The 23,497-nt window shown below is 67.5% G+C and carries 23 protein-coding genes and 1 pseudogene; 14 read left to right on the top strand and 10 right to left on the bottom strand.

The features are described 5' to 3' along the window. Positions 1–59 precede the first annotated feature (59 nt). Complete coding sequence (locus tag AB0I35_RS15130; RefSeq protein WP_357396492.1) at positions 60–1,370, bottom strand: MFS transporter; 1,311 nt, start codon at positions 1,368–1,370, stop codon at positions 60–62. Positions 1,371–1,446: 76 nt separating this feature from the next. After that, entirely contained in the window at positions 1,447–2,145 is a 699-nt protein-coding gene (locus tag AB0I35_RS15125) for a hypothetical protein (protein WP_357396490.1), read from the bottom strand. 407 nt (positions 2,146–2,552) lie between these two features. Here AB0I35_RS15125 and dctP point away from each other — a divergent pair, with 407 nt between their 5' ends. Genes dctP through AB0I35_RS15110 form a run of 3 tightly spaced genes read left to right on the top strand, consistent with a single transcriptional unit; the run spans position 2,553 to position 5,538 of the window. After that, positions 2,553–3,602 (top strand): TRAP transporter substrate-binding protein DctP, encoded by a 1,050-nt coding sequence (gene dctP, locus AB0I35_RS15120; protein WP_357396489.1) that lies wholly within the window; start codon positions 2,553–2,555, stop codon positions 3,600–3,602. Next, on the top strand, positions 3,599–4,258 hold the full coding sequence (locus AB0I35_RS15115) for a TRAP transporter small permease subunit (RefSeq protein WP_357396488.1): 660 nt from the start codon (positions 3,599–3,601) through the stop codon (positions 4,256–4,258). Before dctP ends, AB0I35_RS15115 begins: the two co-directional genes overlap by 4 nt. After that, entirely contained in the window at positions 4,255–5,538 is a 1,284-nt protein-coding gene (locus tag AB0I35_RS15110) for a TRAP transporter large permease (RefSeq protein WP_357396487.1), read from the top strand. The genes AB0I35_RS15115 and AB0I35_RS15110 overlap by 4 nt, the downstream gene beginning before the upstream one ends. Before the next feature lie 105 nt (positions 5,539–5,643). On the opposite strand, the gene AB0I35_RS15105 is transcribed toward AB0I35_RS15110, so the two are convergent. Further along, entirely contained in the window at positions 5,644–6,888 is a 1,245-nt protein-coding gene (locus tag AB0I35_RS15105; RefSeq protein ID WP_357396485.1) for a helix-turn-helix domain-containing protein, read from the bottom strand. A 161-nt stretch (positions 6,889–7,049) separates the two neighbouring features. Between AB0I35_RS15105 and AB0I35_RS15100 the strand changes: the two genes are divergently transcribed. The 3 genes from AB0I35_RS15100 (at position 7,050) to AB0I35_RS15090 (ending at position 11,840) form a co-directional block, all read left to right on the top strand. Beyond that, the gene (locus AB0I35_RS15100) at positions 7,050–8,492 is read left to right on the top strand and encodes an AMP-binding protein (RefSeq protein ID WP_357396484.1); all 1,443 of its coding nucleotides are present in this window, start codon (positions 7,050–7,052) and stop codon (positions 8,490–8,492) included. Between the two features lie 90 nt (positions 8,493–8,582). Continuing rightward, positions 8,583–10,397, top strand: a complete 1,815-nt coding sequence (locus AB0I35_RS15095) for a DUF3556 domain-containing protein (protein ID WP_357396483.1) — start codon at positions 8,583–8,585, stop codon at positions 10,395–10,397. Between the two features lie 30 nt (positions 10,398–10,427). After that, positions 10,428–11,840, top strand: a complete 1,413-nt coding sequence (locus AB0I35_RS15090) for an NAD(P)/FAD-dependent oxidoreductase (protein ID WP_357396482.1) — start codon at positions 10,428–10,430, stop codon at positions 11,838–11,840. A 71-nt stretch (positions 11,841–11,911) separates the two neighbouring features. Here the strand turns inward: AB0I35_RS15090 and AB0I35_RS15085 are convergent, their stop codons facing one another. After that, complete coding sequence (locus tag AB0I35_RS15085; RefSeq protein WP_357396480.1) at positions 11,912–12,514, bottom strand: alcohol dehydrogenase catalytic domain-containing protein; 603 nt, start codon at positions 12,512–12,514, stop codon at positions 11,912–11,914. A gap of 78 nt (positions 12,515–12,592) precedes the next feature. Then, positions 12,593–13,492 (bottom strand): SDR family NAD(P)-dependent oxidoreductase, encoded by a 900-nt coding sequence (locus AB0I35_RS15080; protein WP_357396479.1) that lies wholly within the window; start codon positions 13,490–13,492, stop codon positions 12,593–12,595. A 159-nt stretch (positions 13,493–13,651) separates the two neighbouring features. Here AB0I35_RS15080 and AB0I35_RS15075 point away from each other — a divergent pair, with 159 nt between their 5' ends. Next, entirely contained in the window at positions 13,652–13,801 is a 150-nt protein-coding gene (locus AB0I35_RS15075; protein ID WP_357396477.1) for a hypothetical protein, read from the top strand. Between the two features lie 173 nt (positions 13,802–13,974). Here AB0I35_RS15075 and AB0I35_RS15070 read toward each other — a convergent pair whose 3' ends face one another. Next, positions 13,975–14,403 (bottom strand): hypothetical protein, encoded by a 429-nt coding sequence (locus tag AB0I35_RS15070; RefSeq protein WP_357396475.1) that lies wholly within the window; start codon positions 14,401–14,403, stop codon positions 13,975–13,977. Between the two features lie 104 nt (positions 14,404–14,507). Between AB0I35_RS15070 and AB0I35_RS15065 the strand changes: the two genes are divergently transcribed. Then, a complete protein-coding gene (locus AB0I35_RS15065; RefSeq protein ID WP_357396474.1) occupies positions 14,508–15,047 on the top strand; it encodes an AAA family ATPase in 540 nt (179 codons plus the stop codon). Positions 15,048–15,151: 104 nt separating this feature from the next. Here the strand turns inward: AB0I35_RS15065 and AB0I35_RS15060 are convergent, their stop codons facing one another. Then, complete coding sequence (locus tag AB0I35_RS15060; RefSeq protein WP_357396472.1) at positions 15,152–15,394, bottom strand: hypothetical protein; 243 nt, start codon at positions 15,392–15,394, stop codon at positions 15,152–15,154. A 378-nt stretch (positions 15,395–15,772) separates the two neighbouring features. Between AB0I35_RS15060 and AB0I35_RS15055 the strand changes: the two genes are divergently transcribed. Further along, positions 15,773–16,576: a HEAT repeat domain-containing protein gene (locus AB0I35_RS15055; RefSeq protein WP_357396470.1), complete on the top strand. Its 804-nt coding sequence runs from the start codon at positions 15,773–15,775 to the stop codon at positions 16,574–16,576. A gap of 52 nt (positions 16,577–16,628) precedes the next feature. Here AB0I35_RS15055 and AB0I35_RS15050 read toward each other — a convergent pair whose 3' ends face one another. Beyond that, positions 16,629–17,225: a TetR family transcriptional regulator gene (locus AB0I35_RS15050; protein ID WP_357396469.1), complete on the bottom strand. Its 597-nt coding sequence runs from the start codon at positions 17,223–17,225 to the stop codon at positions 16,629–16,631. Positions 17,226–17,294: 69 nt separating this feature from the next. On the opposite strand from AB0I35_RS15050, the gene AB0I35_RS15045 reads away from it, so the two are divergent. Next, the gene (locus AB0I35_RS15045) at positions 17,295–18,056 is read left to right on the top strand and encodes a 3-hydroxyacyl-CoA dehydrogenase (protein ID WP_357396468.1); all 762 of its coding nucleotides are present in this window, start codon (positions 17,295–17,297) and stop codon (positions 18,054–18,056) included. A 421-nt stretch (positions 18,057–18,477) separates the two neighbouring features. Then, positions 18,478–18,849, top strand: a complete 372-nt coding sequence (locus tag AB0I35_RS15040) for a nuclear transport factor 2 family protein (RefSeq protein ID WP_357396466.1) — start codon at positions 18,478–18,480, stop codon at positions 18,847–18,849. 27 nt (positions 18,850–18,876) lie between these two features. Here the strand turns inward: AB0I35_RS15040 and AB0I35_RS15035 are convergent, their stop codons facing one another. Further along, a complete protein-coding gene (locus AB0I35_RS15035; protein WP_067489284.1) occupies positions 18,877–19,218 on the bottom strand; it encodes a hypothetical protein in 342 nt (113 codons plus the stop codon). A 160-nt stretch (positions 19,219–19,378) separates the two neighbouring features. Continuing rightward, positions 19,379–19,990 carry a helix-turn-helix domain-containing protein gene (locus AB0I35_RS15030; RefSeq protein WP_357396465.1) on the bottom strand — a complete coding sequence of 204 codons (612 nt, stop codon included), beginning with the start codon at positions 19,988–19,990 and terminating at the stop codon, positions 19,379–19,381. An 88-nt stretch (positions 19,991–20,078) separates the two neighbouring features. Between AB0I35_RS15030 and AB0I35_RS15025 the strand changes: the two genes are divergently transcribed. The 3 genes and pseudogenes from AB0I35_RS15025 (at position 20,079) to AB0I35_RS15015 (ending at position 23,493) form a co-directional block, all read left to right on the top strand. Continuing rightward, the gene (locus AB0I35_RS15025) at positions 20,079–20,960 is read left to right on the top strand and encodes a metal-dependent hydrolase (protein ID WP_357396464.1); all 882 of its coding nucleotides are present in this window, start codon (positions 20,079–20,081) and stop codon (positions 20,958–20,960) included. 29 nt (positions 20,961–20,989) lie between these two features. Beyond that, complete coding sequence (locus AB0I35_RS15020) at positions 20,990–21,988, top strand: PDR/VanB family oxidoreductase (RefSeq protein ID WP_357396538.1); 999 nt, start codon at positions 20,990–20,992, stop codon at positions 21,986–21,988. Positions 21,989–22,006: 18 nt separating this feature from the next. Beyond that, a pseudogene (locus tag AB0I35_RS15015) lies at positions 22,007–23,493 on the top strand (aldehyde dehydrogenase family protein). Positions 23,494–23,497 lie beyond the last annotated feature (4 nt).

Raw genomic sequence — 23,497 nt, 5'->3', positions numbered from 1 at the left:
CAGTGCGAATGGCCGGGAGACAACGTTGTCTCCCGGCCGTTCTTGGTGTTCGTCGAGGATCAGCGAGTCATGCGCAGGCGTTCACGATCCCGCAGCGGGTCGGCGAGGAACAGCGCCGCCACCGCGGCGATCGCGCCAACCACACCGAGGCATTGGAAAGCGGCGGTGTAGCCGTCGACCTTGCTGGCCGACGCGTCTACCACGATGCCCATCGACCACGGACCCACGATGCCGCCGATCGCCTGGAGCGCGAAGAACGCACCGATCACCCCGGCGGTCTGACGCGGCGGGCACGTCGCGATCACCGCGGCGTTGAGCAGCGGGAAGATCGCCACCACCAAACCGTAGGCCACCGACACCGCGATCACCGCCAGCAGCGGCGACCCGAGCAGTGGCAGGCTCAGCAGCAGCACGCCCGCCACGATGACGCCGACGCACGGCACGACCACGCGCACCAGCCGGGTCGACAGGCCACGACTCACCCCGCGGTCGCTGAGCCACGAACCGCCGACGAGAGTGGCGATCCCGACAAAGCTCGGTGCGGCGAACAGCGCACCCGACTCCAGCCGCGAGTAGCCGAGGCCCTGCTCGAAATACGAAGGCAGCCAAGTCAACACGACCGACATCAACGCGTACGCGGTGATCGCGACGACGACCGCCGACACGAAGGTCTTCGAGGTGAGCAGCCGACGCCACGGCACCGCGGGTTCCGTCGAGCCGTCCGCGGGCGCGGCACGCTTGCCACCCACCTGGTACGGTCCCGGCCGCCAGGTCAGCAGCCACGGCACGCACCACAGCGCGGTCGCCGCGGCGAGCACGATGATCGCCGCGCGCCACCCGTATTCGGCGACAACCAGCGCCAGCAGGGGAACGACGGCCATCTTGGCCAGCATGCTGCCGGTGAGGATGAGCCCACTGGGTAGACCGCGTTTGTTCGGCGGATGCCACGAGTACGCCGCGGTGTGCAGCAGCGCCGAGGTGGGCCCCTCGGTGAAGCCGAGCAGCATCCTGCTCAGCAGCAGCACGGCGAAGGTCGCCCACACCACCAGCGGCAGCATGACCAGACCCCACAGCACGGCGATCAACGCGATCGACCACCGCAGCGCCAGCAATTTGTTGATCGGGCCCGCCAGGAACCCACCCACGGTGAAGGCGAGAAAGAACAGGCTGCCGGTGAACCCGATCTGCGAGGCGCTCAGACCCAGATCCTCGCGCAGCGGCTGCGCGATGAGGCCGAACACCGCCTTGTCGGAGGCATTGAGGAGGTAGAGGACCACCAGCATCCCGGTCAGGCCCCACCCGGTTGTTCCAGGGCCGGGGGCCGGTAGGGGTGCGGCGGCCGGCGTTTGCTCTTGCGCGAGTTGTGTCACGTACGTGTCCTTCGGGAGCTTGGGGTCACTTCGCGGCGCGAGGTGGGCGGCTCCCGATGAGCCGCCCACCGGCCGCCTATTTCTGGGCGGGGAAGGGTGCGTTGACGGTGTCCTGGTACTGGATGACAGCCGCGATCGCCACCGGAGCGCCGACCAGAATCGCGCCGCTCAGCACGCCGATCGGGGCCAGAGCTGCGGCGCCGATGAGGCAACCCGCCACCGGGCCCGCACCGAACAGCAACGCCAGCGGTCCGGTGGCCACACCGGCGGTCACGCCGCCGAGCAGGCAGCCGATCGTGCCCGCGCCGACCGCCCCGACCAGAGCGCCGACGGCCGCGCCCATCGAGATGGTCGAGGTCATGCGCGACCAAGCGGCCTGCTCCCGGTCGTACGGGGACTTCCACGGTGCCTGTTCCTGGTGTGGGAGCGCGACGGGCCGGTAGTGGGCGCGGGCGGGATCGAGTGCGGGGGTCAGGCGTGCGGTATCGCCGGTGATGGTCACGTCGATCGGGAAGGCGATGTCGTCGACGTTGAACTCGAGCGGCACGCCCGCCAAGATCTCGCCACGGTCGGACCGGATCTGGAACTGACCGTTGTCCACGATCAGCGCTCCGTGCTGGATCTCGATGACGGCGGCGGTTCCATCCTTGTAAGCGGTGTAGCTCACGCCGGGGGCGATGTCGACGCTGAGCGGGTCGGCAGCGGCAACGGCCGAGGTCAGGACCAGGGCGCTGAACGCGGCGGCACAGGCGCCGACCAGACGGGTGGATTTCACGATTCTCCTCGGGAAGGTTCGAATTCGACGCGCAGGCCACCGGGTAGCGAGGGAGGCTTGCCGACAGGCAGGATCTGCCGCCGGACAGCGCGGGATCTGCGCCGGACCGCTATCGGAGCGGAGCAGAAAATTTAATATATTCGATTAGCAAGGTTGCAGATCGGGTTTTCGAGAACTTCGTCCGCAGCGGGTGATCAGGTGGGTTCCACCGCTTCCCTAGTGACGCGTCACACTTCTTGATACAGTGCTTTATATATTATGCGGAACTGTGGCGCAGGCCACCCCTGATGAAGACGGAGAGCAGCGTGGGTTCCAACCATCGCGTCATCTCATCCGAGTGCGATCCAGCAGCCTCGACTGCCGCGATCGACCGGTTGCCCGGAGCTTGCTCGGGTGGTGGCAAGCCCATGAAGCGTCGTCCGAAAGCTGTGCTGGCCGCGCTCGCCGCGGTCATGATCGCCACCGTGGGCTGTGGCTCGTCGCACCACGACTCCGAGGGCATCACGCTGGTGGTGGCCGACGGATTCTCCGGCGGGCACCCCGTCAGCAAGGGCGGATCCGCGCCGTTCTTCGCTTATCTGCGTGAGCACGGACCCGCGGTCGGCCTGCATCTGGACTACTACGGCGCCGGACAACTGGGCAAGACCCAGGAGATGCTGACGCTGGTCAGGACCGGGGCCGTGGACATGGGATTCGCGCTGCCCGCCTACCTGGCCGACGAACTCCCGCTGACCGGCGTGGGTGACCTGCCGGGATTGACCGAGGACCCGTGCGCGACGATCCAGGTTCTCGACCCCCTGGTGAAGCCGGGCGGGATCATCTACGACAAGGAAATCGAGAAGCGCGGTGTGGTGCCGCTGTGGGGCGCCGCGGTGTCCGGGATCGAGGTGTTCACCGCTGATCGCCGCGCCACCAGGCCGGAGGATCTCGCGGGCCTGCTGGTGCGTTCACCCGGCGGAGTCGGTGACCGAGTCGCGAAAGGCCTTGGTGTAGCACCGGTTTCGCTGCCGGTGGGCGACATGTACGAGGCGCTCTCGCGCGGAACGATCGACGGCGCGCTGCTGCCGCGCTACGCCGTGCTCTCCTATAGCTTCCAGGAGGTGCTGCGGTACGGAACGCTGCGGGCGAATCTGGGCTCGAGCACCATCTGGTTCACCATGAACGCCGACACTTGGGCCGAACTCGACGACACCCAACGTCGGGTGGTGCGGGAGGCCGCCGAGGTGGCGCGCGCGGGTGCGTGCACCTCGATCGCCGCCGCCGACGCGAAAGCCGTCGACGCGATGCGCGCCGCCGGAATCCACTTCGACGAGGTGAGCCCGGAGACCCGGCCGCAATGGGATGCCGCGCTCGCCGGAATCAGGGCGGAATGGGTCCGCGATTTGGAATCGGCGGGCCTGGACGCCCGCGAAGTCCTCGACGCGATCGAAGCCCGAGTCGAAGGGGCGGCGAAATGACCATCGTCCATCCGTTCCGCCAGGGCGCGGCCCAGCGCACCATGTTCGGCTACCGCACCGAAGAGCATCCTGGTCTCGACCGAATCCAGAACGGCATCTCGGCCGTCTGCGGCGTCATCTCCGGGGTCGCGATCGTCGCGATCGTCGTGCTGACCCTGATCGATGTGACGCTTCGCACCTTCTTCACGATCACTCTCGGGTGGTCGGTGGCGTTCATCGAGATGTACCTGCTGACCATCGTCGCCTTCTTCGGGTTGGTGACCGCTTATCGCAGCGGCGCCCACGTCGCGGTGACCAGCCTGTTCTATAGGATGGGCGTCCGACTGCGGAAAATCCTGCTGATCCTGGCCTACCTCGTGCTGTTGCTCGGTATGGGCGCGTTGCTCGTCGCGGGCGCCGAGGGCCTGCTGTTCGCGATCGACATCGACGAGGGACCGGTGCGTGGCTCGTCGGAGCTGCTCATCCCCGGGTGGGTGATGCGCGCGATCCTGCCCCTGTCGATGGTGCTGGGCATGATCGTGGTGCTCATCGACCTGGCCAGGGAGCTGATCGCCCCGTGGAACGTGACAGCCACCGACTACGACCCCGGTGACGCCGTGGAAAACACCACGGCCACAAGCGACTCCGAAACCCACATCGCGGGAGGTGCGCGATGATCGCGCTCGTCATGGCAGTATTGCTCATCGCGTTGATCGCGATGCGGGTCCCGGTGTCGTTCGCGATCCTCGGCGCCGGGCTCGCGGGACTGCTGTTGCAGTTGTCGCTCGGCGCGGGCCTCGGTGTGCTCGAGGCGGTGCCGCTCGGGTCGGTCCAGTCGCTGTCGCTGTCGGCGATTCCGCTGTTCATCCTGATGGCGCATCTGATGCTGTTGTCCGGGATGATGGACTCGCTGTTCAACGCGGGTCGCACGATGTTCGGCCGGATCCCCGGCGGAACCGGCATCGCCTCCACCGCGGCGGGCGTCGGTTTCGCGGCGATCTCCGGCTCCTCGACCGCCGCCGCGGCGACACTGGCCGAAACCACCAGCAAGCGCATGATCGACGAGGGGTACCGGCCCACGACCGCCACCGGCATCGTGGCCTCGGTCGGCACCCTCGGCGGCATGATCCCGCCCAGCGTCATCCTGGTGTTCTACGCCGTCACCGCGGAAACGAGCGTCGGCGACATGATCATCGCCGGTCTGGTTCCCGGGCTGATCATCGCGGTCGCGCTGCTGATCGCGATGATGCTGCCCGCCCTGCGCGACCCGTCCCGCATGCCCCGTGGCGAACGGTCTTCCTTGCTCACCAAGGTCAAGGCGATCGTGGAGGCGCTGCCGATCGCGGTGGTGTTCCTCGCGGTGGTCGGGCTGATCTATCTCGGCATCGTCACGCCGACCGAATCGGCGGCGATCGGCTGCCTGGTCGCCGCGCTGCTCGTCGTGGCGCGCGGCAAGATGACGGTGAGCGGGTTCGTCGACTCGGTCGTCGACTCGGTCAAATCCAGCGCGATGATCTTCGCCATCGTGATCGCGGCCCACGTGTTCGGCTACGCGTTCGCGCAGACGAAGGTCGCGGGGTCGATGGTCACCTGGATCGAGGGCCTGTCGGTTCCCCCGCTCGCCATCATGCTCGCGCTGCTGGTGATGTACATCGTGCTCGGCTTCTTCATGGACCAGATCGCGATCATCGCGCTGACCGTGCCCATCGTGTTGCCGCTGGTGCAGACGCTCGGTTACGACGTGATCTGGTTCGGTATCTTCGTGGTTCTCATGGGCGAGATCGGCCTGATCACCCCACCGCTCGGGTTGAACGTCTTCGTCGTCGCGCGCGCCACCGGGCGCGACACCGTCGAAGTGTTCAAGGGAGCCGCCCCCTACGCGGTCGCCATGGTGATCGTCGCCATCGGCTTCATCCTGTGGCCCGATGTCGTGACATGGCTTCCGAATTCGCGCTAGCGGGTTGCGCTCGATCTGCTCGCCACCGGCCCGGCACTTCCCGTGTGCTGCGCAACCCGAGGGCTGGCCGGTGGGCGCGCTGCGGGACAAGGCCCTCGGTTTATCTCACCTGGCTCCGTCGACGCGGCGGGTAGCGTCGGGGAGCCCGAGCTGGGCGCAGGCCAGCAGGGCGACCTCGACGTCGAGCCTGCGCTCACCGAGCGGATGCCCGAGCAGCTCTTCGGCTTTGCGCACCCGGTAGTGGACGGTGTTCTTGTGCACGTGCAAGCGGGCGGCGGCGTCGGTGTAGCTGCCGCCCGCGTCGAGGAACGCGTGGACGGTCTCGCGCAGCCGCGCCGCTGTTTCGTCGGGGCCGAACAATGCGCCGAGCACACGCCGGGCCCAGCCCTGCATCTCCGGAACCCGGTCGGCGAACAGCGCGGTCAACGCCACGTCGGAGTGGAGCGTGAGGCCGTGGCGCCGGCCGGTGAGCGCGACGGCACGCGCCTGCTGGGCGTCGCGGAAGGTCTGGCGGAAACCGTCGAGGCCGCTGGCCGGTTCGCCGAGGGTGATGGACAGATTCGGGTGGGCGCGCAGGTCTTCGGCGAGCTGCGCGGTGTCCAGTGCCGGGCGTGCCACCGAGGAAATCCACACCCATCGGTTGTGGTCGTCGACCTCGACGGTCATCGGCGTCTTGCCGGTGGCTGCTGCCAACAGGCCGGTGCCCGCACGCAGTGCCGCGCGCGGGTCAAGAGTTCCAGGTGGTGTCCACAGCATCGCGAACTGGTGCCAGCCCCGAAGCGAGGCCGACAGCATCTGCTCGGCCGAACCCACATCCAGGTCGTCGGCGTCGAGGACGGCCCGCACCTGGGCGGCGCGGGCCGCGTCGGTGCGCGCGTCCCAGCGCCGCCGTTCGCTCTCGTAGATGTCGATGAGGCCCTCGATCACCTGGTCGATATAGCTGTTGACCAGGTCGGCGATACGCGCGGCGGTGGCCAGCGCCACGTCGGTGGGCGGGTTCAGTTCCGCCAGCAGCGTCATCGTCCACTGGACGAACATGTGCTCGCCCAGCCGATAGGCGCGCAGCAGCGCCTCGAGGGACAGATCGCGCTGGGCGAAGCGGCGTGCGTACTCGGCGGCCGCGGGCGGCACGGTGATGTCGTCGAGCCCGATGGCCAACGTGAGCATGTCCAGGATCGCCGACAGGTTGGACTCGGTGCTGGCCTCCATCAGCCTTCGCACCTCGTCGTCGTGCCGGAATTCTGGGATGACCTCGGTGAACATCGTGGTCATTCGTGGTGCCAGGCCGGCCAGGTCGGTCTTGATCCGGCCCGCGACCGCGCGCACCAAGGGATCGTTGTCGTGGACCATGGCCGCAGACAGTACCCCCGGTGCGGCCGTGCTCGGTGCCGTTTGTGCTCGTGGCACAACGCGGGTCCGCAACGCTGGACTCCCGGCCCGTAGTCGGTGCTCACCGCGCACCCTACCGTTGGTCATGTAACTCAGATCACATTCGCGACCGGTGAGGAATCATGCGACACATCGCCGAATTGCCCCAGGTCAGGGCAGTAACCGACCCACACGGGCCCTGCATCGCCGACGATACTCAGACCCTGTCGAACGCGCGGTTCCTGGCTCGCGTCGAGGCCGCCGCGTCGGTCCTGCACCGCGCGGGTGTGCGGCCCGACGACGTCGTGGCGGTCGTCCTGCCCAACCGGGTGGACCTGGTGGTGACCCTGTTCGCGGCCTGGCGACTCGGCGCCGCGCTCACGCCGGTGAACCCGGGCCTGACCGACGACGACATCCGATACCAGGTCCAGGACTCCGGTGCGCGGGTCGTGGTCGGTGAAACCGACCGTCCCTCGGTCACTCTCGATGTCGCCGCGTTGCGCGAGCAGGCGGGCCAGGTCGCCGCGGCCACCTCGACCGGTGACCTGGCGCTGATCATCTACACCAGCGGCACCACGGGCAGGCCGAAGGGTGTGCTGCTCGGCCACGACAATCTCGCCGCCATGTGCGCGATGGTCATCGAGTCGCTCGGCTTGAACGAGACCGATCACAGCCTGTTGGTCCTGCCGCTGTTCCACGTCAACGGCATTGTGGTGAGCGTCCTTTCGCCCCTGCTGGCGGGTGGGCAGGCCACCGTCGCGGGCAAGTTCTCTGCCTCCGGCTTCTTCGACACCGTAGCCGCGGTCCGGCCCACCTACTTCTCGGCGGTGCCCGCCATCTACGCGATGCTGACGGCCCAGCCCGAAGCGCCCGGTCGCGACGTTTCCTCGTTGCGCGTGGCGATCTGCGGCGCGGCGCCCATGCCCGCCGAACTCATCGCCCGCTTCGAACAGCGCTTCGGCGTGCCGATCGTCGAAGGCTACGGCCTGTCCGAGGGCACCTGCGCCTCCACGCTGAATCCCGTCGACGGGCAACGCAAACCGGGAACCGTCGGACTGCCGCTGCCCGGGCAGACGGTCGCGATCATGAACGCGGACGGGGCGTTGACGAGCGGCGCGGAACCCGGTGAGGTCGTGGTGCGCGGTCCGAACGTGATGCGCGGCTACCTCGGCAAACCGGAGGAGACCGCCGCGACCGTGGTGGACGGCTGGCTGCACACCGGCGACGTCGGCCATTTCGACGCCGACGGCTACCTGGTGCTGGTCGACCGGATCAAGGACATGATCATCCGGGGCGGGGAGAACCTCTACCCCAAGGAGATCGAGAACGCGCTCTACCGGCACCCGGCGGTCCATGAAACGGCCGTGGTCGGCGTCCCCGACCCGGTGCTCGGTGAGGTGCCGGTGGCCCATGTGGTCGCGGCCCCGCGGGCAACGGTCACCGCCGAGGAGCTCACCGCGCACTGCCGGGCCGAACTGGCCGCGTTCAAGGTGCCGAGCGCGATCGTGTTCGTGGACGAATTGCCCCGCAATCCGGTGGGCAAGATCGACAAGAAGCGATTGCGGGTGCTGGCGACCTCCGCCTGAGCGGCATTACGCCGCAATTCATTTCGAACGAAAGCCGGACTTTCGGTCGCGGTTGTCCGCACCCGAAAACAGGAAGAAGGGAATCGGGTCATGGGATTCAAAACGGCAGACTTTCCGCCGGTCGACACGGAGACATTTCTGGATCTCCCACTGCGCGACCGGGTACGGGCCTTGGCGCTGCACTGGGTGGAATACGGATTCGGCACGCCGAAGATGATCCACACGGTCTACATCGCGAAACTGTTGGTGCTCTATATCTTCGGCGGTGTCCTGGCGGCGACGGCGACCTCGGGCGTCGGACCGTTCTGGGACGTCGGGCAGTGGTGGAACGAGCCGATCGTCTACCAGAAGCTGGTGCTGTGGACGGTGTTGCTCGAGGCGATCGGCCTGGCCGGTTCCTGGGGGCCACTCGCGGGCAAGTTCAAGCCGATGACCGGTGGCATCCTGTATTGGGCCAGGCCGGGCAGTATTCGCCTGCGGCCCTGGCATCGGGTGCCGTTCACCGACGGCGACTCGCGCACCCTGCTCGATGTCGTCCTGTACCTCGGCCTGCTCGCCTCGCTGGCTGTCGCCCTGGTGGCCCCGGGACGTACCACCACCTCGCTGCTTGACGCGCTGCCCGACAACACCTCCGGGCTCATCCGGCCCGCGCTGCTGATCGCCCCGATCGTGTTGCTCATCCTGTGCGGTCTGCGTGACAAGACCATCTTCCTGGCTGCCCGCGGCGAGCAGTACCTGCCCGCATTGGTCTTCTTCGCGGTGCTGGGTTTCACCGACATGATCATCGCGGCCAAGCTGCTGATCGTGATCGTGTGGATCGGGGCCGGGGTGTCGAAGTTCGGCAAGCACTTCACCAATGTGGTGCCGCCCATGGTGTCCAACAGTCCGTCGATGCCGTTCCGGTCGATCAAGCGCGCGCACTACCGCGATTTCCCCCGCGATATCCGCCCCTCGCGCGTGGCCTCGTTCATGGCCCATGTCGGGGGCACCACGGTCGAGGTGCTCACCCCGATCGTGCTGCTGTTCTCGACAAATCACTGGCTGACCCTGGCCGGCGTCGCGATGATGGTGATCTTCCACCTGTTCATCACCTCCACCTTCCCGCTCGCGGTGCCGCTGGAGTGGAACATCCTGTTCGCCTACCTCACCGTCTTCCTGTTCCTCGGCTTTCCGAACTCCGAGGGCTACGGGGTGTTCGACATGTCCTCGCCGTGGCTCACCCTGGCGATCGCGGCCGCGCTGTTCTTCTTCCCGGTGCTGGGTAATCTGCGCCCGGACCTGGTGTCGTTCCTGCCGTCCATGCGCCAGTACGCGGGCAACTGGGCCTCGGCCCTGTGGGCGTTCGCGCCGGGTGCGGAGGCCAAGCTCAACACCATCGCCCACCGGCCCGCCGACAACCAGGTCGACCAGCTGCAGGCCATGGGTTACCCGCCCGCCGTCGCCGAGATCACCATGCAGCAGACCATCGCCTGGCGTTCCATGCACAGCCAGGGGCGCGGCCTGTTCTCCCTGCTGTACAAGCACGTTCCGGAGATCGATCGCTGGACTGTGCGCGAAGCGGAGTTCGCCTGCAACTCGCTGATCGGCTTCAACTTCGGTGACGGTCACCTGCACAATCTCGACCTCGTCAACGCGGTCCAGGCGCGGGTCGGCTTCGCCCCGGGAGAATGGATCGTGGTGTGGGTGGAGTCGCAGCCGATACACAAGAGCACCCAGGAATACATGGTCGTCGACGCCGCTCTCGGGGTGATCGAACGCGGGACTTGGGAGGTCGCCGACGCGGTCGCGGCGCAGCCGTGGCTGCCCGATGGGCCCATCCCACACCGGGTCACCTGGCGGCGTGAAGACGTCGGTGCGCGGGTCGAACCGCGCCGGGGCGACACCGTGCCCCAGCCCGCCGAATAGGCAACCAGCACCACGAGAGAGGACGGATCGATGACAACGGCGACAGTGGTCGGCAGCGGACCCAACGGACTGGCCGCGGCCATCACCCTGGCCAAGGCGGGCGTGGAGGTGACGGTCCTCGAAGCGGCCGACACCATCGGTGGCGGCACCCGCTCGAGCGAGGCGATCCTGCCAGGACTGCTGCACGACCACTGTTCGGCCATCCACCCGATGGCCGTCGGATCGCCGTTCTTGCGCCGCATCGACCTGGAGAGGTACGGACTGCGGTGGGCGTGGCCGGAACTCGATTGCGTCCACCCACTCGACGACGGCAGCGCAGGCGTCCTGCACCGCTCGGTCACCGACACCGCCACCGGCCTCGGCGCCGACGAACAGCTCTGGCGCACCCTGTTCGAACGGCCGGTCGCGAGCTACGACCAGATCGGCGACGACATCATGCGCCCACTGCTGCGGATTCCCCATCATCCGATTCGCTTGGCCCGCTTCGGTATTCCGGCGACCATGCCCGCCGCACTGCTCGCGCGCGCGTTCCGCACCGAAGCCGGACGTGCGCTGTTCGGCGGCGTCGTCGCCCACGCCTTCCAGCCACTCGAACAGCCACTCAGCGCCAGCATCGGGCTCGGGATCCTGACCGCGGGCCACCGCTACGGCTGGGCGGTGGCGGTGGGCGGCTCCCAGCGGATCGCCGACAGCATGGCCGATGTCCTGGCCGATCACGGCGGCAAGATCGAAACCGGGGTGCACGTGCGCTCGATCGCGGACCTGCCGATGTCCGACATCACTGTCTGGGACCTCGCGCCGACAGCGGTCGCGCGGATTCTCGCCGACCGGCTGCCCACGCGGACGGCCCGGGCGTATCGGCGATTCCGATACGGTCCTGGTGCTTTCAAACTCGACTTCGCCGTGGACGGGGGCGTCCCATGGGTGAACGAGAATGCTCACCGTGCGGGCACAGTGCATCTCGGCGGCCCCTTCCACGAGATCGCCGCAGCTGAACGCGACATCCACGTCGGTCGAATGCCGCAGCGTCCCTTCGTCCTGGTCGGCCAGCAATACCTCGCGGATCCCGGGCGATCAGCAGGTTCGATACACCCGGTGTGGACCTACGCGCACGTCCCCAACGGCTACACCGGAGACGCCACCGCAGCGATCATCGCCCAGATCGAACGCTTCGCACCAGGCTTCCGGGACCGCGTGGTCGGCATGACCACCCGCACGACTACAGAATTCGCCGAGTACAACCCCAATTACGTCGGCGGAAACATCATGACCGGTGCCAAGAATCTGTCCCAGCTGCTCTTCGGCCCCCGAAAGACCCTGCAGCCCTACGATATTGGTATACCCGGCCACTATCTGTGCTCGGCGGCAACCCCGCCGGGACCCGGTGCCCACGGAATGTGTGGTGCCAACGCCGCCGAGCGAGCATTGCGACAGCTGCGTTGAGGGGGAGTCGCCCCGCGACGACGAGGTGCCTCAGCCGTCAGACGATGCGCAGGACGATTTTTCCGACCGCTTCACCCGATCGGAGCCGATCGGCGGCGTGCCGAAACTCCGCCAGAGCTAACATCCTCCAGCATCTCGCGTTTCGCGGCGCTACGGGTGGTCCCGATGACTTCGGCCGCGCCTAGGGCTTTGGCCAATTGGGCGCCGATGAGCCCGATGCCGGTGGCAGCGCCGGTGATGAGCACACTCTGGCCGGCGGTGAAGCCGGCTACGGTGAGTGCGCCGTGTTCGGTGAGCAGACCAGTCGGCAACGCGCATGCCACGGTGGGGTCGAGGCCGTCGGGGCGGGGGAGGACGAAACGTTGATCGGCGACGACGTATTCGGCGAACGACGACGGGATCGACCCCATGACATGATCACCGACCTGCCAGGCGCGGACATCGTCGCCGAGTTCCACGACCTCACCGGCGTATTCGAAGCCGGCGATGAACTGATTGCCGTGCCCGCCGTGGGTCGGGTCGGCCGCGGCCAGCATCGGCAGGTCGGCGTTGTTGGTGGCCGCGGCCTGGTTGCGGATCAGGATCTGACCCGACGCCGGTCGCGGGCGGGGGACTTCCCGGAGTACCCAGTCGGGTCCGATCCCGGATACCAGTGCGCGCATGGTGTCGGTCAATCGTGCTCCTCCGGTAACTGGGTCGGCGGTGCGTCAGATCTTCGGCCGGGGTGATCAGCTCACCCCGGCCGGTCCCGGTCAGTTGAACAGATCGAGCAGCGAACCCTCGTTCTCCGTGCCGATGATGCCGACCGGCTTGCTGCTGGCATCATCGAGGATCGCGTCGAGGTTCGCCTGGATGTCCTCCGGCGTTGCGTCGGGATCGGTATAGCCCTCGTTCATCGTGAGCGCGAAGCGCTGCATCAGACCACCCTGGCTGAGGAGCGTCTCACCGGTGATGGAACAGTCCTCGTGCGCGAGGTAGGCGACGGTCGGGGAGACCATCGCGGTGGTCATCGTCTGCTCGAGCTTCTTCTTGAGATCGTCGGGGATCTCCGCCTCCGCCGCCATCCGGGTATAGGCGGTCGGCGCGACCGCGTTCACGCGGATGCCGTCTTTGAGCGCCTCCATGGCGAGTGTGCGGGTGAACGAGAAGACGGCACCCTTCGAGGCGACATAGGCACTCTGCTGTTCGAAGCCGACGAGGGTCGGCGAAGCGGTGTTGACGACTCGGCCCGCGCCCGAGGCGATCAGATGCGGCCACGCGGCGGCCGTCACGGCCGCGGTACCGAGGAAGTTGACCTCGATGTGTTGGCGGATCCCGTCGATCGCGTCCGGGCCGAAAGGTGTCATGTGGTTGATGCCCGCATTGTTCACCACGATGTCGAGCCGTCCGAATGCCTCGATCGCGGTCTGCACGATCGCCTCGGCACCGGTGGTCACGCTGTCGTAGTTCGCCACGGCCTTTCCGCCCGCCGCGATGATCTCCGAGACCACGTCGTCGGCCGGGGAGGTATCGGACCCCTGCCCGGCGGCAGAAGATCCGAAGTCGTTGACGACAACCGATGCTCCCCGCGAGGCCAGCAGCAGCGCGTGCGAACGGCCGAGCCCCCGGCCGCCGCCCGTGACGATGGCGACCTTCCCGTCGAAACGCAACATGGTCTCTCGCTTCCCTCCATGCCTGGCATGGACGCAGATCGACGGGGCGCAGGACGACCCATCGGATTCATAAATATAATATTTAATAGTATATGTCCGCGAGGGTGCGGAGGCGCAAGCGATCCGCTGAATTCAGCCGGCAGAACAGCGCGCGACCAGGTGGACATCCGTACCGACCTGCGCTCGGTGCATCTGCACGTCTTCCGCAGTCGGGAGCACGCCTGCCGGGTCACCCAGGTCACCGCTCGCCTCGGCACCACCAAGCAGACAGTTGGTCCCATGGTCGAGGAACTCGTCGCGTCTGGCTGAGCTGCGTACGACCTCAGGGGAGCTCATCCTCGCGGCCGAGTCGGACTGACCCCTTCGATCATCATCTCGGCGCCCCCTCCAGCTCGAAGGTCTGTCCCGAGGTGGATCGTCGCGCTGTCGAGCGGGCGTTACCCGGGTCGACGTGCTCGGAGAGGACTCAGGTCAGCGAGGTGTCAGGCGGATCCCAGCAAGGCGATGCCTGCGACGAGCAGTGCGATCGTTTTCGCCACTTCCACTGCGATGTAGAGGTAATGGCTGTGTGAGCGCGGTGCGTCGAGTCCGGCGAGTACCGCGTCGCTGCGGCGGGTCAGGCGTGGACGGATCACGACCACCTGGACAGCGAGAGCGAGCACTGTGATCGTGACGGCGGCACCGGCGGCGGTGCCGGGCAGGCCGAGTACCAACGTCACGACCAGTATTGCCGCCCAACAGGTTTCGACGATGTTGAGGGCGCGGAAGACGAGCCTGCCGATGCCGAGCCCGATCGCGAGACTGACGTTCGGTGCGCGGAATTTGAGCGGGGCCTCGAGGAACGAGATGGCCAGCACCATGCCGAGCCAGACGAACACGACGGCGACGGCGACTGCCGATGCGGTACTCATGGCTTCGATTGTGGCGTTGCCGTACCGGATTCGGGGTCGGCGGGGCAGCCGACTGGGAAAGACAAGACTGTTTCTCGCCTGCTCGGGTGGCTAGCGTCGATGGCATGAGTGGTGAAGTGATCATCGTGACCGGACCCCCTGCCGCGGGAAAGACCACCGTCGCCCGCCTTCTCGCCGGCACGGCAGTCGTTCCGACAGTTCATCTCGAGACCGACCTGTTCTACCGCTCCATCGGCGCGGGATTCGTCCTGCCGTTCCTGCCCGAGGCTCAGCGTCAGAACGAGGTGGTCGTCGAGGCGATCGTCGCAGCCGTCGAGGTCTACACCCGTGGCGGCTACGACGTGGTCGTCGATGGGATCGTCGGGCCGTGGTTCCTGCCGCAGTTCCGCACGCTCGCAAACGATCACGGACGCACGGTGTCCTACGTGGTTCTGCGCCCCGACCTGGCTACCGCCCTTGATCGCGCGAAGGAGCGTGTGGGTGAGGAGCTGAAGGACCAGGACGCGATCACGGGCTTGCATCGGGCGTTCGCCGACCTGGGTGACCTCGAGCAGAACGTCCTCGACACCGAGGGATTGAATCCGGAGCAGACCGCGGTCGAACTGCGTTCCGTGCTGGCCGCCGGCACCCATCGGCTGGCCTGAGTCGCGGTCGCGGGCTGCCTCGCGCCCGGTCCTGCCGCAGCGCCGGCGGTGGACGCTGAAGTGCAGTCTCGCTCACAACCCCGCAGTGACAGTGGTGCCTCAGATCACCAGCGGGAAGTCGATGCGGCGGGTTCGAGGCCCTCGGTCCGGCGCAACGTCTCGGCCATGGCTTCCAGCCGTAACAACGACTGAATCGAGAGTCCCGCCGCGCGGGTGCACAATTCGCGCAGCCGGGCGTCTTGCAGTTGCGCGAGAAGATGGTTGTCGTAAACCGCCGAGTCGCTGGACAGGCCGGTGCGGTCCTTCACGATCCGGTGCGTCGGGGTCTGCGAGCGCGAAATCTGCATAGTGTTCTCCTGTGCAGTCTCCACTCGGCGGCGGCACTGCGATCAAGGCGATCGGTTGGCACTACAGCAGATTCCCTGTTTCACCGATATCAAACAGCCCTCGAAGTTTCTGGAACCAGAGAATGTGGGACGCAGCGGAAGCCGGGACGACCCACATCATCCGTAATAGGACCTGCGCTCGGTCTTCCGGGTCGGTGGTTGTCGCAGGGAGAGGGTCGGAGTCGGTGCCGTGGCCGTGAATGGCGTTGTCTTCGTAGAGATCTCCGGGTCGCGTAACGATCATCCAGACCTACCGCAACGGGCCCACCGGTCACCCGCCGTCGCGGCCTGGCGATCCAGTGGTCTCGGGAGGGAGTCGTCACCGGGTACCGTTGGGCGGTGAACCCAGCCGACGCGCGACTCCTCAAAGACGGTGACCTCGACACACGCGAGGAAAACCTGCGGCAGTTGCTGCTGCGGTCCGGGGAGGGCGACGCGGCGGCCAAGGAAGTACTGCGCGCGCTCGTGCGTGACTATCCGGACTACCATCGCACGCTCTACAGCCGGGCACTGAACCGGGCGAAGGTCTTCGGCGACGACACTCTGCGCGAGCCGTTGCTCGCCGCCCTGGCCGACACGCGCTACAACTGTCAGGCGTGGGCGGCGATGGGGTGCGCCGCGCTCGGCTTCCGAGACGCGGTTCCGGGTTTGGTCGCGATGCTGGACCATCCGCAGGACATCGCCCGTGACGAGGCGATAGTCGCGCTGGGGGTGCTCGGTGACGAATCGGTGGTTCCGGCGCTCGCGCCTCTGCTGCGGGACTCGAACAGTGGAATGCGTGAGCGTGCGGCCGAGGCTCTCGGCATGATCGGGGGCGACGCGGCACTGGCCGCCCTCTGGGACGAATTCGAGAACCGCGGCTACTACCGCATCGGATATATCGCCAGCGCGTTGTCCGAATTCGCACCGGACATCATTCCGCGACTGATCGAAGCGGCCTCGAGCGCGGACCCCGATCAGCGCTATTGGGCGGCCGTCGCCCTCGGCTCGACCGGCGACGACCGCGCGGTGCCGACACTGGAACGGCTGATGGCCACCGACCGAGGCTCGACGGTGTTCGACGGCATGGTGAGTGTTGCCGCGAAGAAGGGTCTGCGCACACTGCGCCGCATCCAGGCCGCGATCGCCGCCCGCGAATCCTGATCGACCGGCATGTCGGGCGCCGGTCCCGCGCGGTTCTCCTCCCGTGAGCAGGTCAGCCCCGCGGCAAGTGCTGGTCCATCCAGCGCAGCATTCGATCCACCGAATCCGCGCAGTCACCGTGCGCCCCTGACTCCGCCCACTCGATCAGCGCGGCGAAGGTAGCGGACTGGTAGGCAGTCGCCATGGCCCGGCAGATGGCAGCGGGGGAGTTCGGCAGCCGATCGGCGAGGTAGGCCGACAGCGTATCGATCCACGGTCGATAGATCCGCGGTGCGGTCGCGGCCAGTTCCGGCTCCGACGAGATCAGCCGCAGCCAATCCGGCGCGAGTTCCTGGATCCGTGGATCGCGCGACACCGATTCGACGATCGCGGTCCTGACCACCACCGCGGGCGGATCCTCGGCGCCGGCCCCGGCGAGTGTCGCGCGCAGCCGCTCCGTCGCCGGTGCGACCCCGATCCAGGCGATGTCGGATCGGGACGAGAAATGCCGCAACAGGGTTCGTGTGCTGACTCCCGTGGCCTCGGCGAGCTCGTTCCAACCCGTGGTGGCGAACCCGCGTTCCGTCCACAACCGCAGCGCACCGGCGGAGACGGCCGCGGTGTCCAGCACGGAGGGGCGGCCGGGACGGCGGGCAGCTGGCTGGGTCACGGCGAAAGCCAAACAGTTTTGGCGAAGTGTGTCAATATCGGTGGGCCGTCACCGAAACAGGAGAAAAGTATGGATTTCGTCAACTCGTCCGCGATCGTCACGGGCGGCGCGTCGGGCCTCGGCTTGGCGACCGTGCGGGAACTGCACGCCAAGGGCGCCAAGGTCGTCATCGTCGACCTGCCCTCGTCCAACGGCGCGGCCATCGCCAAGGAACTCGGCGAGGGGGCGGCTTTCGCGGCCGCGGATGTGACCGATGAATCGGCGGTGGTCGCGGCGCTCGATGTCGCCGAATCGCTGGCCCCGCTGCGCATCGCCGTGAACTGCGCCGGAATCGGCAACGCGATCAAGACGGTCGGCAAGAAGGGCGCCTTCCCGCTCGCCGACTTCACCAAGGTGATCAACGTGAACCTCGTCGGCACCTTCAATGTGATCCGGCTGGCCGCCGAACGCATGTCGGCCATCGAACCCGTCGGTGAGGAGCGCGGCGTCATCATCAACACCGCCTCGGTCGCCGCCTACGACGGCCAGATCGGCCAGGCCGCCTACTCGGCGTCCAAGGGCGGCATCGTCGGCCTGACCCTGCCGGTCGCCCGCGACCTGGCGAGCTTCAAGATCCGCGTCGTCACCATCGCGCCGGGCCTGTTCCGCACGCCGCTGTTCGAGACACTGCCCGAGGAGGCCCTGCAGTCCCTCGGCGCCCAGGTCCCGCACCCCTCCCGCCTCGGCCGGCCGGCCGAGTTCGCGGCGCTGGCCCGCCACATCGTCGAGAATCCGATGCTCAACGGCGAAACCATCCGCCTCGACGGCGCCATCCGGATGGCCCCGCGCTGAGTCCGACTGTGCCGCAAGGCATCCTGCCGCGACCTTTGCGTGGCTGGATGTGGTCGCCTTGACGTTGTTCAGCAAAGTGGGCTGTCATCTGTCCGTTATCACAACGTTGTGCACTCGAAGCCGGTTGCTATGGTGAGGACGCAAGAGTGTTCGTTCGGATGAAGGAAGACAATGGGAAGCACTGTCCTCGACGTCATCGCTTTGGTGACGAACCGCGCTGCGGAGTTCTGGAACTGGATGGCGACCGGATCGTCGGGGTTCCCGCCGCTGTGATCGGCTGACACACCATAGTTGTCCGCGAAACCTCCGAAGGCCCCTGGGTTTTCGGAGGTTTCGCGGTTTCCGGGGTCGGGCCGGGGTCGGGTTTGTGTCGTACCCCGGCGCTACCGTTGGCGCACAACCCGAGTCGAGGAGGGTGACGATGACCGACAGTATCGAGGGTGCCAGGGAACGGGCGAGGCGCCCGGAGGATCTGAGCAGACTGGTGGTCGAACGGTTGAACGCCGGCGATGTGGACGGCCTGGTCGAGCTGTACGAGAGCGACGCGGTACTCGCGTTGCCCGACGGTGTGGTCGCCACCGGGATCGCGGAGATCAGGGCCGCCTACGCCCGGCTCGTCGCCGACCGTCCGGTGTTCCAGCCGGGCCCGCAGGCACCCGCATTACGCGCGGGCGACCTCGCGCTCACGTCCTCCCGGCTGCCCGGTGGTACCGGGGCGACCGTCGAAGTGGCCCGCAGGCAGCCCGACGGGACCTGGCGCTGGATCCTCGATCAACCGAACGTGCTCGGATGAGCATGGCGCACAACGTTTTCCAGCGCGTCAGTTCTGGTTCAGGCCGGTGGAGAGCACGACGACGACCTTCTCGTCGGTGACCTCGCTGACGCGCACGTCCATCCCCTGCGCGGGCTGGGATTCCCCGGCGGGCACGGTCACTTCCTGACCGCCGATGCGCAGGGTGACGATGTTGCCGTTCACGGCGACGAGTTCGGCGTCGATGCCGAGTACCGACGCCTTGGCGTTCACGCCCCGATCGAAGGTCACGGTGCAACCGCTGACGGTGCATTCGGAGGTTGTTCCTGGCCCGGTGACGGTGCAGGCGGTGGCGGAGAGGGGGAGCAGCAGGGCGAACGCGAGGAGCGTGATCCGCCGTCGAACAGACATGCGATGAGTGTAGTAGGGCCGCCCCCACTCGTATCGGAGCAATGGTTGATCGCTGCGACGTGGACGGTAGCCAGGTATCGAGAGGGTAGAGGTCGTCCGGGGTGGGTTTCGGTGTTTCGGGCGACGACCCGTGCGATCAGTGGTTCAGCGGCTCGTACCGTCAGCGGGTGAACATCGGGACCACGTAGGCGCGGGCGAAGGCGGACAGGGCTTCCTCGGAGGAGGTGTCGATGGTGCCGACGGGCTGCAGGACCAGGGAGTGGACGAGGCGGCAGGCCACTTCGACGCGGTTGGCGAGGTCGGGGATGGCGGGGAACCGGTTGTCCTCGAGCACCTTTCGTAGGATCTCGGTCGACGCGGCCACCGAGAGCAGGAAGAACGAGGCGCCGTCGACGGTGAGTTGCGGCAGGATGCGGTCGGCCTCGAGGGTCAGTAGGCGTTCGACCAGCGGATGGGTCCGCCAGCGCACGATCACTGTGGTGAAGACGTCGACGACGATCGCTTCGAACGTGTCGTGGCGGGCGGGGATGTCGCCCAGGTCGGCGAGCAACCTGCGTACCTCCCGCTCGAAGGCCGCGTTCACCACATCGTCGCGCGAGCCGATCCGGCGGTAGACCGTCGCCCGGTCTACCTCGGCCGCCCTGGCGATGTCCTCGATCGTCGTCTTCCGCACGCCGACCCGTTCGAACTGCACGAGGGCGGCATCGATGATCCGTTCCTCGACGGAGTCGGCGTCGCGCGGTTTTTCCGAGGTCGCGGCAGTGGGGAGCACGTTTCGACGGTAGCAGGCGCTCCGTCGGCGCTCGGACAACATCAGGTGCAACATTGCGATGTTATTTGTCGCACTGTACGGTCCCTGTATGGCTGATAACAGTGCAACGACGCGCTCCTATCAGGACGAAGCGCACGCGATCCAGGCACGAGATGTGTATTTCGACTTCTCCTCGGTGCCGATGCATTACATCCCCGGCGAGGTGCTGGCCACCCACGTCACCAATGTCATGCACCTGGTACTGCCGGAGGGGGAACGGGCGATGGCGAACTGTCTCGCTGAAGCCCTCCCGTACATCGAGGACGACCGATTGCGTGAGGAGGTCACCGGCTTCATCGGCCAGGAGTCGATGCACGCCACCAGTCACGAAGGCGCGCGCCGGCACCTGCAGTTGATCGGGCTCGATGTCGAGTCCTATGTCGCCAAGATCGCCTGGCTGGTCGACCGGGTGCTCGGCGATCAGGGTCTCTCCGGCCGGGCCAAGGAGGAATGGCTCAAGGAACGGCTCGGCCTGTTCGCCGGGATGGAGCATTTCACGGCCGTCATCGGCGAGTGGCTGCTCGAGTCCGATGTGCTGGCCGAGATCGGCATGCACCCGACCATGCTCGACCTGGTGCGCTGGCACGGCGCCGAAGAGGTCGAGCACCGCAGCGTGGTGTTCGACGCGTATATGCACGTCGACGGTGGTTACGCGCGCCGAGCCCGCACCGGCGTGCTGGCGAGCGCGGCGCTGCTGCCGCTGTTCGTGATCTCCACGGCGTACCTGTATCGCAAGGATCCGAGCACCGACAAGGGCGGCTCGTGGGGACGGCAGTTCGTCAGCGCGACGGTGCGCGGTGTCATTCCGAGCTTCACCACGTTCGTGACCGAGATGCCGCGCTATCTGAACCCGCGGTTCCATCCGTCGCAGTTGGGTTCGATGGACAATGCACTGCGGTATCTCGCCCATTCCCCGGCAGCCCGCGGGTGAGCGGCACGACCGACGTCGCGACACCGAGCCTGCGGGCGATCGGGCTTGCCGTCGACGTCTACAAGAAGGTGTTCACCCGACCGGTGATCTCGCCCCCACAACCGGTGCGGCACACCGGTTTCGATCTCGATCTGACCATCGAATCGGTGCGTGCCGAGGCCGCGGACGTGGTGAGCCTGGTGTTGACCCGCCCCGGCGGCGCGGTACTTCCGGCCTGGCGCCCGGGTTCCCACATCGATGTGTTCCTCGAATCCGGTCGGCAGCGCCAATATTCGCTGTGCGGCGATCCCCGCGACCGGCACCGGTATCGCATCGCCGTGCGCCGGATCGAGGACGGTGACGGAGGGTCCAGCGAGATGCACACCTTGCGCTCCGGTGACCGGGTACGAATCCGTGGCCCGCGCAACGCCTTCACCTTCGTCGAGACCGCACCGTCGTACCTTTTCGTGGCGGCGGGGATCGGGATCACTCCGATCCTGCCGATGGTCCGCGCGGCCGGAGCGCGTGGTCGCCTGGTGTATCTGGGCCGGTCCCGCGACACCATGCCGTTCCTCGACGAGCTACCCGCCACCTGCGAGATCCGGCCCGACGACGAGGTCGGCACGTCCGACATCCCCGCCCTGCTGGCCACGGCGGCGCCGGGCGCGGCGGTGTACGTGTGCGGTCCGCCGCCGGTCATCGACCTCGCGCGACGCACCTTGTTCGCGCTGAATCCCACCGCCTCGCTGCACACCGAACTGTTCTCGGCCCGCGCGGTCACCGATGGCAGGGAGTTCGACATGGTCCTGGCGCGCAGCGGCGAGACCGTGCGGGTCGCCGCCACCGAGACCGCGCTCGACGCCCTACGCCGGGTGCAGCCCGATGTCGTCTTCTCCTGTCGGCAGGGCTTCTGCGGCACCTGCAAGACCCGGGTCCTCGGCGGCGAGATCGACCACCGCGACCGGCTGCTCACTCCGGACGAACGCCCCGATCACCTGCTCACCTGCGTGTCCCGGTCCGCCGGTGGCGTACTCACGCTCGACCTCTGACCGCGAAAGGCACGGTTCATGACCCCCTCCACCCGTGAGCGCACCGCCACCTTCGACGTCCACGACCCCGCGACCGGCGTGATCGTCGGTACCTATCCACAGCAGGACGAGACCGCCGTCGACGCCACGGTCGAACGCGCGCATGGTGCGGCGACGTGGTGGCAGACAGCAGGGTTCGCCGAACGCGCGCGTCGCCTCGACCGGTGGCGCGCCGAGATCTCCCGCGGCCGCCACGAGCTGGCCGAACTCGTCCACGCCGAGATGGGCAAACCCCGCTCCGATGCCAAGCTCGAGATCGTGATGGCCCTCGAACACCTGAAATGGGCCGCCCGCAACGCCGAGAGGGTGCTCGGCCCGCGCACAGTGGCGCCGAGCCTGCTCACGCTCAACCACGCCTGCCGCGTCGAGTACCGGCCGTTCGGGGTGGTCGGGGTGATCGGCCCGTGGAACTACCCGGTGTTCACCCCGCTCAACTCGATCTCGTTTGCCTTGGCGGCGGGCAACACGGTGGTGTTCAAACCCAGCGAATACACCCCGGGAGTCGGGGTCTGGCTCGCCGACGCGTTCGCTCGCGCCGTGCCGGAAGCGGCTGTCCTGCAGTGGTCACCGGCGACGGTGACACCGGGGCGGCGCTGTGCCGCAGCCGGGTCGGCAAGATCGGGTTCACCGGGTCGACCGAGACCGGCAAGCGCGTGCTCGCCGCCTGCGCGCCGCGACTCACCCCGGTGCTGATGGAATGCGGCGGCAAAGACGCGCTGATCGTCGATTCCGACGCAGACCTGCGCGCGGCCGCCGATGCCGCGCTGTGGGGCGGGCTGTCGAACGCCGGGCAGACCTGCCTCGGCGTGGAACGCGTCTACGTGCACACCGACGTCTACGACGCGTTCCTCGCCGAACTCCTCGAACAGGCTCGCGACCTGCGCGCTGGGTCGGACGACGCGAAGATCGGCCCGATCACCATGCCCAAGCAGCTGCAGGTGATCCGCCGCCACATCGAAGACGCCATCGCCCGCGGCGGCCGTGCCCTGCTGGGCGGACTCGACGGCATCGACGGACAGTTCGTGCAACCGACGATTCTGGTCGACGTCCCGGCGGACTCGGCCGCGGTCACCGAGGAGACCTTCGGGCCGACTCTGGTGGTCACCCGGGTCGCCACCATGGACGAAGCGGTCGAGCGGGTCAACGACTCCGAGTACGGTCTCGGCGCCACCGTGTTCGCCCGGACGAACGGGGAAGCCATCGCCGACCGGATCCGCTCCGGCGGCACCTCCATCAACGCGTTCGTCGCGCACGCGACCATCCCGACCCTGCCGCTGGGCGGTGTCGGCGCGTCCGGCTTCGGCCGCGTGCACGGCCCCGACGGTCTGCGCGAGTTCACCTACGCCAAAGCGACCACGCGGCAACGATTTCCCTCGCCGCTGGCCCTCACGACATTCACCCGCAGCGTCCGGATCGACACCGTTGTCGACGGTCTGGTTTCCGTGCTGCACGGAAGGATCGGTTGACCCG

It is taken from the genome of Nocardia sp. NPDC050378 (genome assembly GCF_040655675.1).
In the GTDB taxonomy this organism is placed as follows: Bacteria; Actinomycetota; Actinomycetes; order Mycobacteriales; family Mycobacteriaceae; genus Nocardia; species Nocardia coubleae.
The sequence above is the reverse complement of the archived record's forward strand: the minus strand, read 5'-3'. Positions and strand labels throughout refer to the sequence as shown.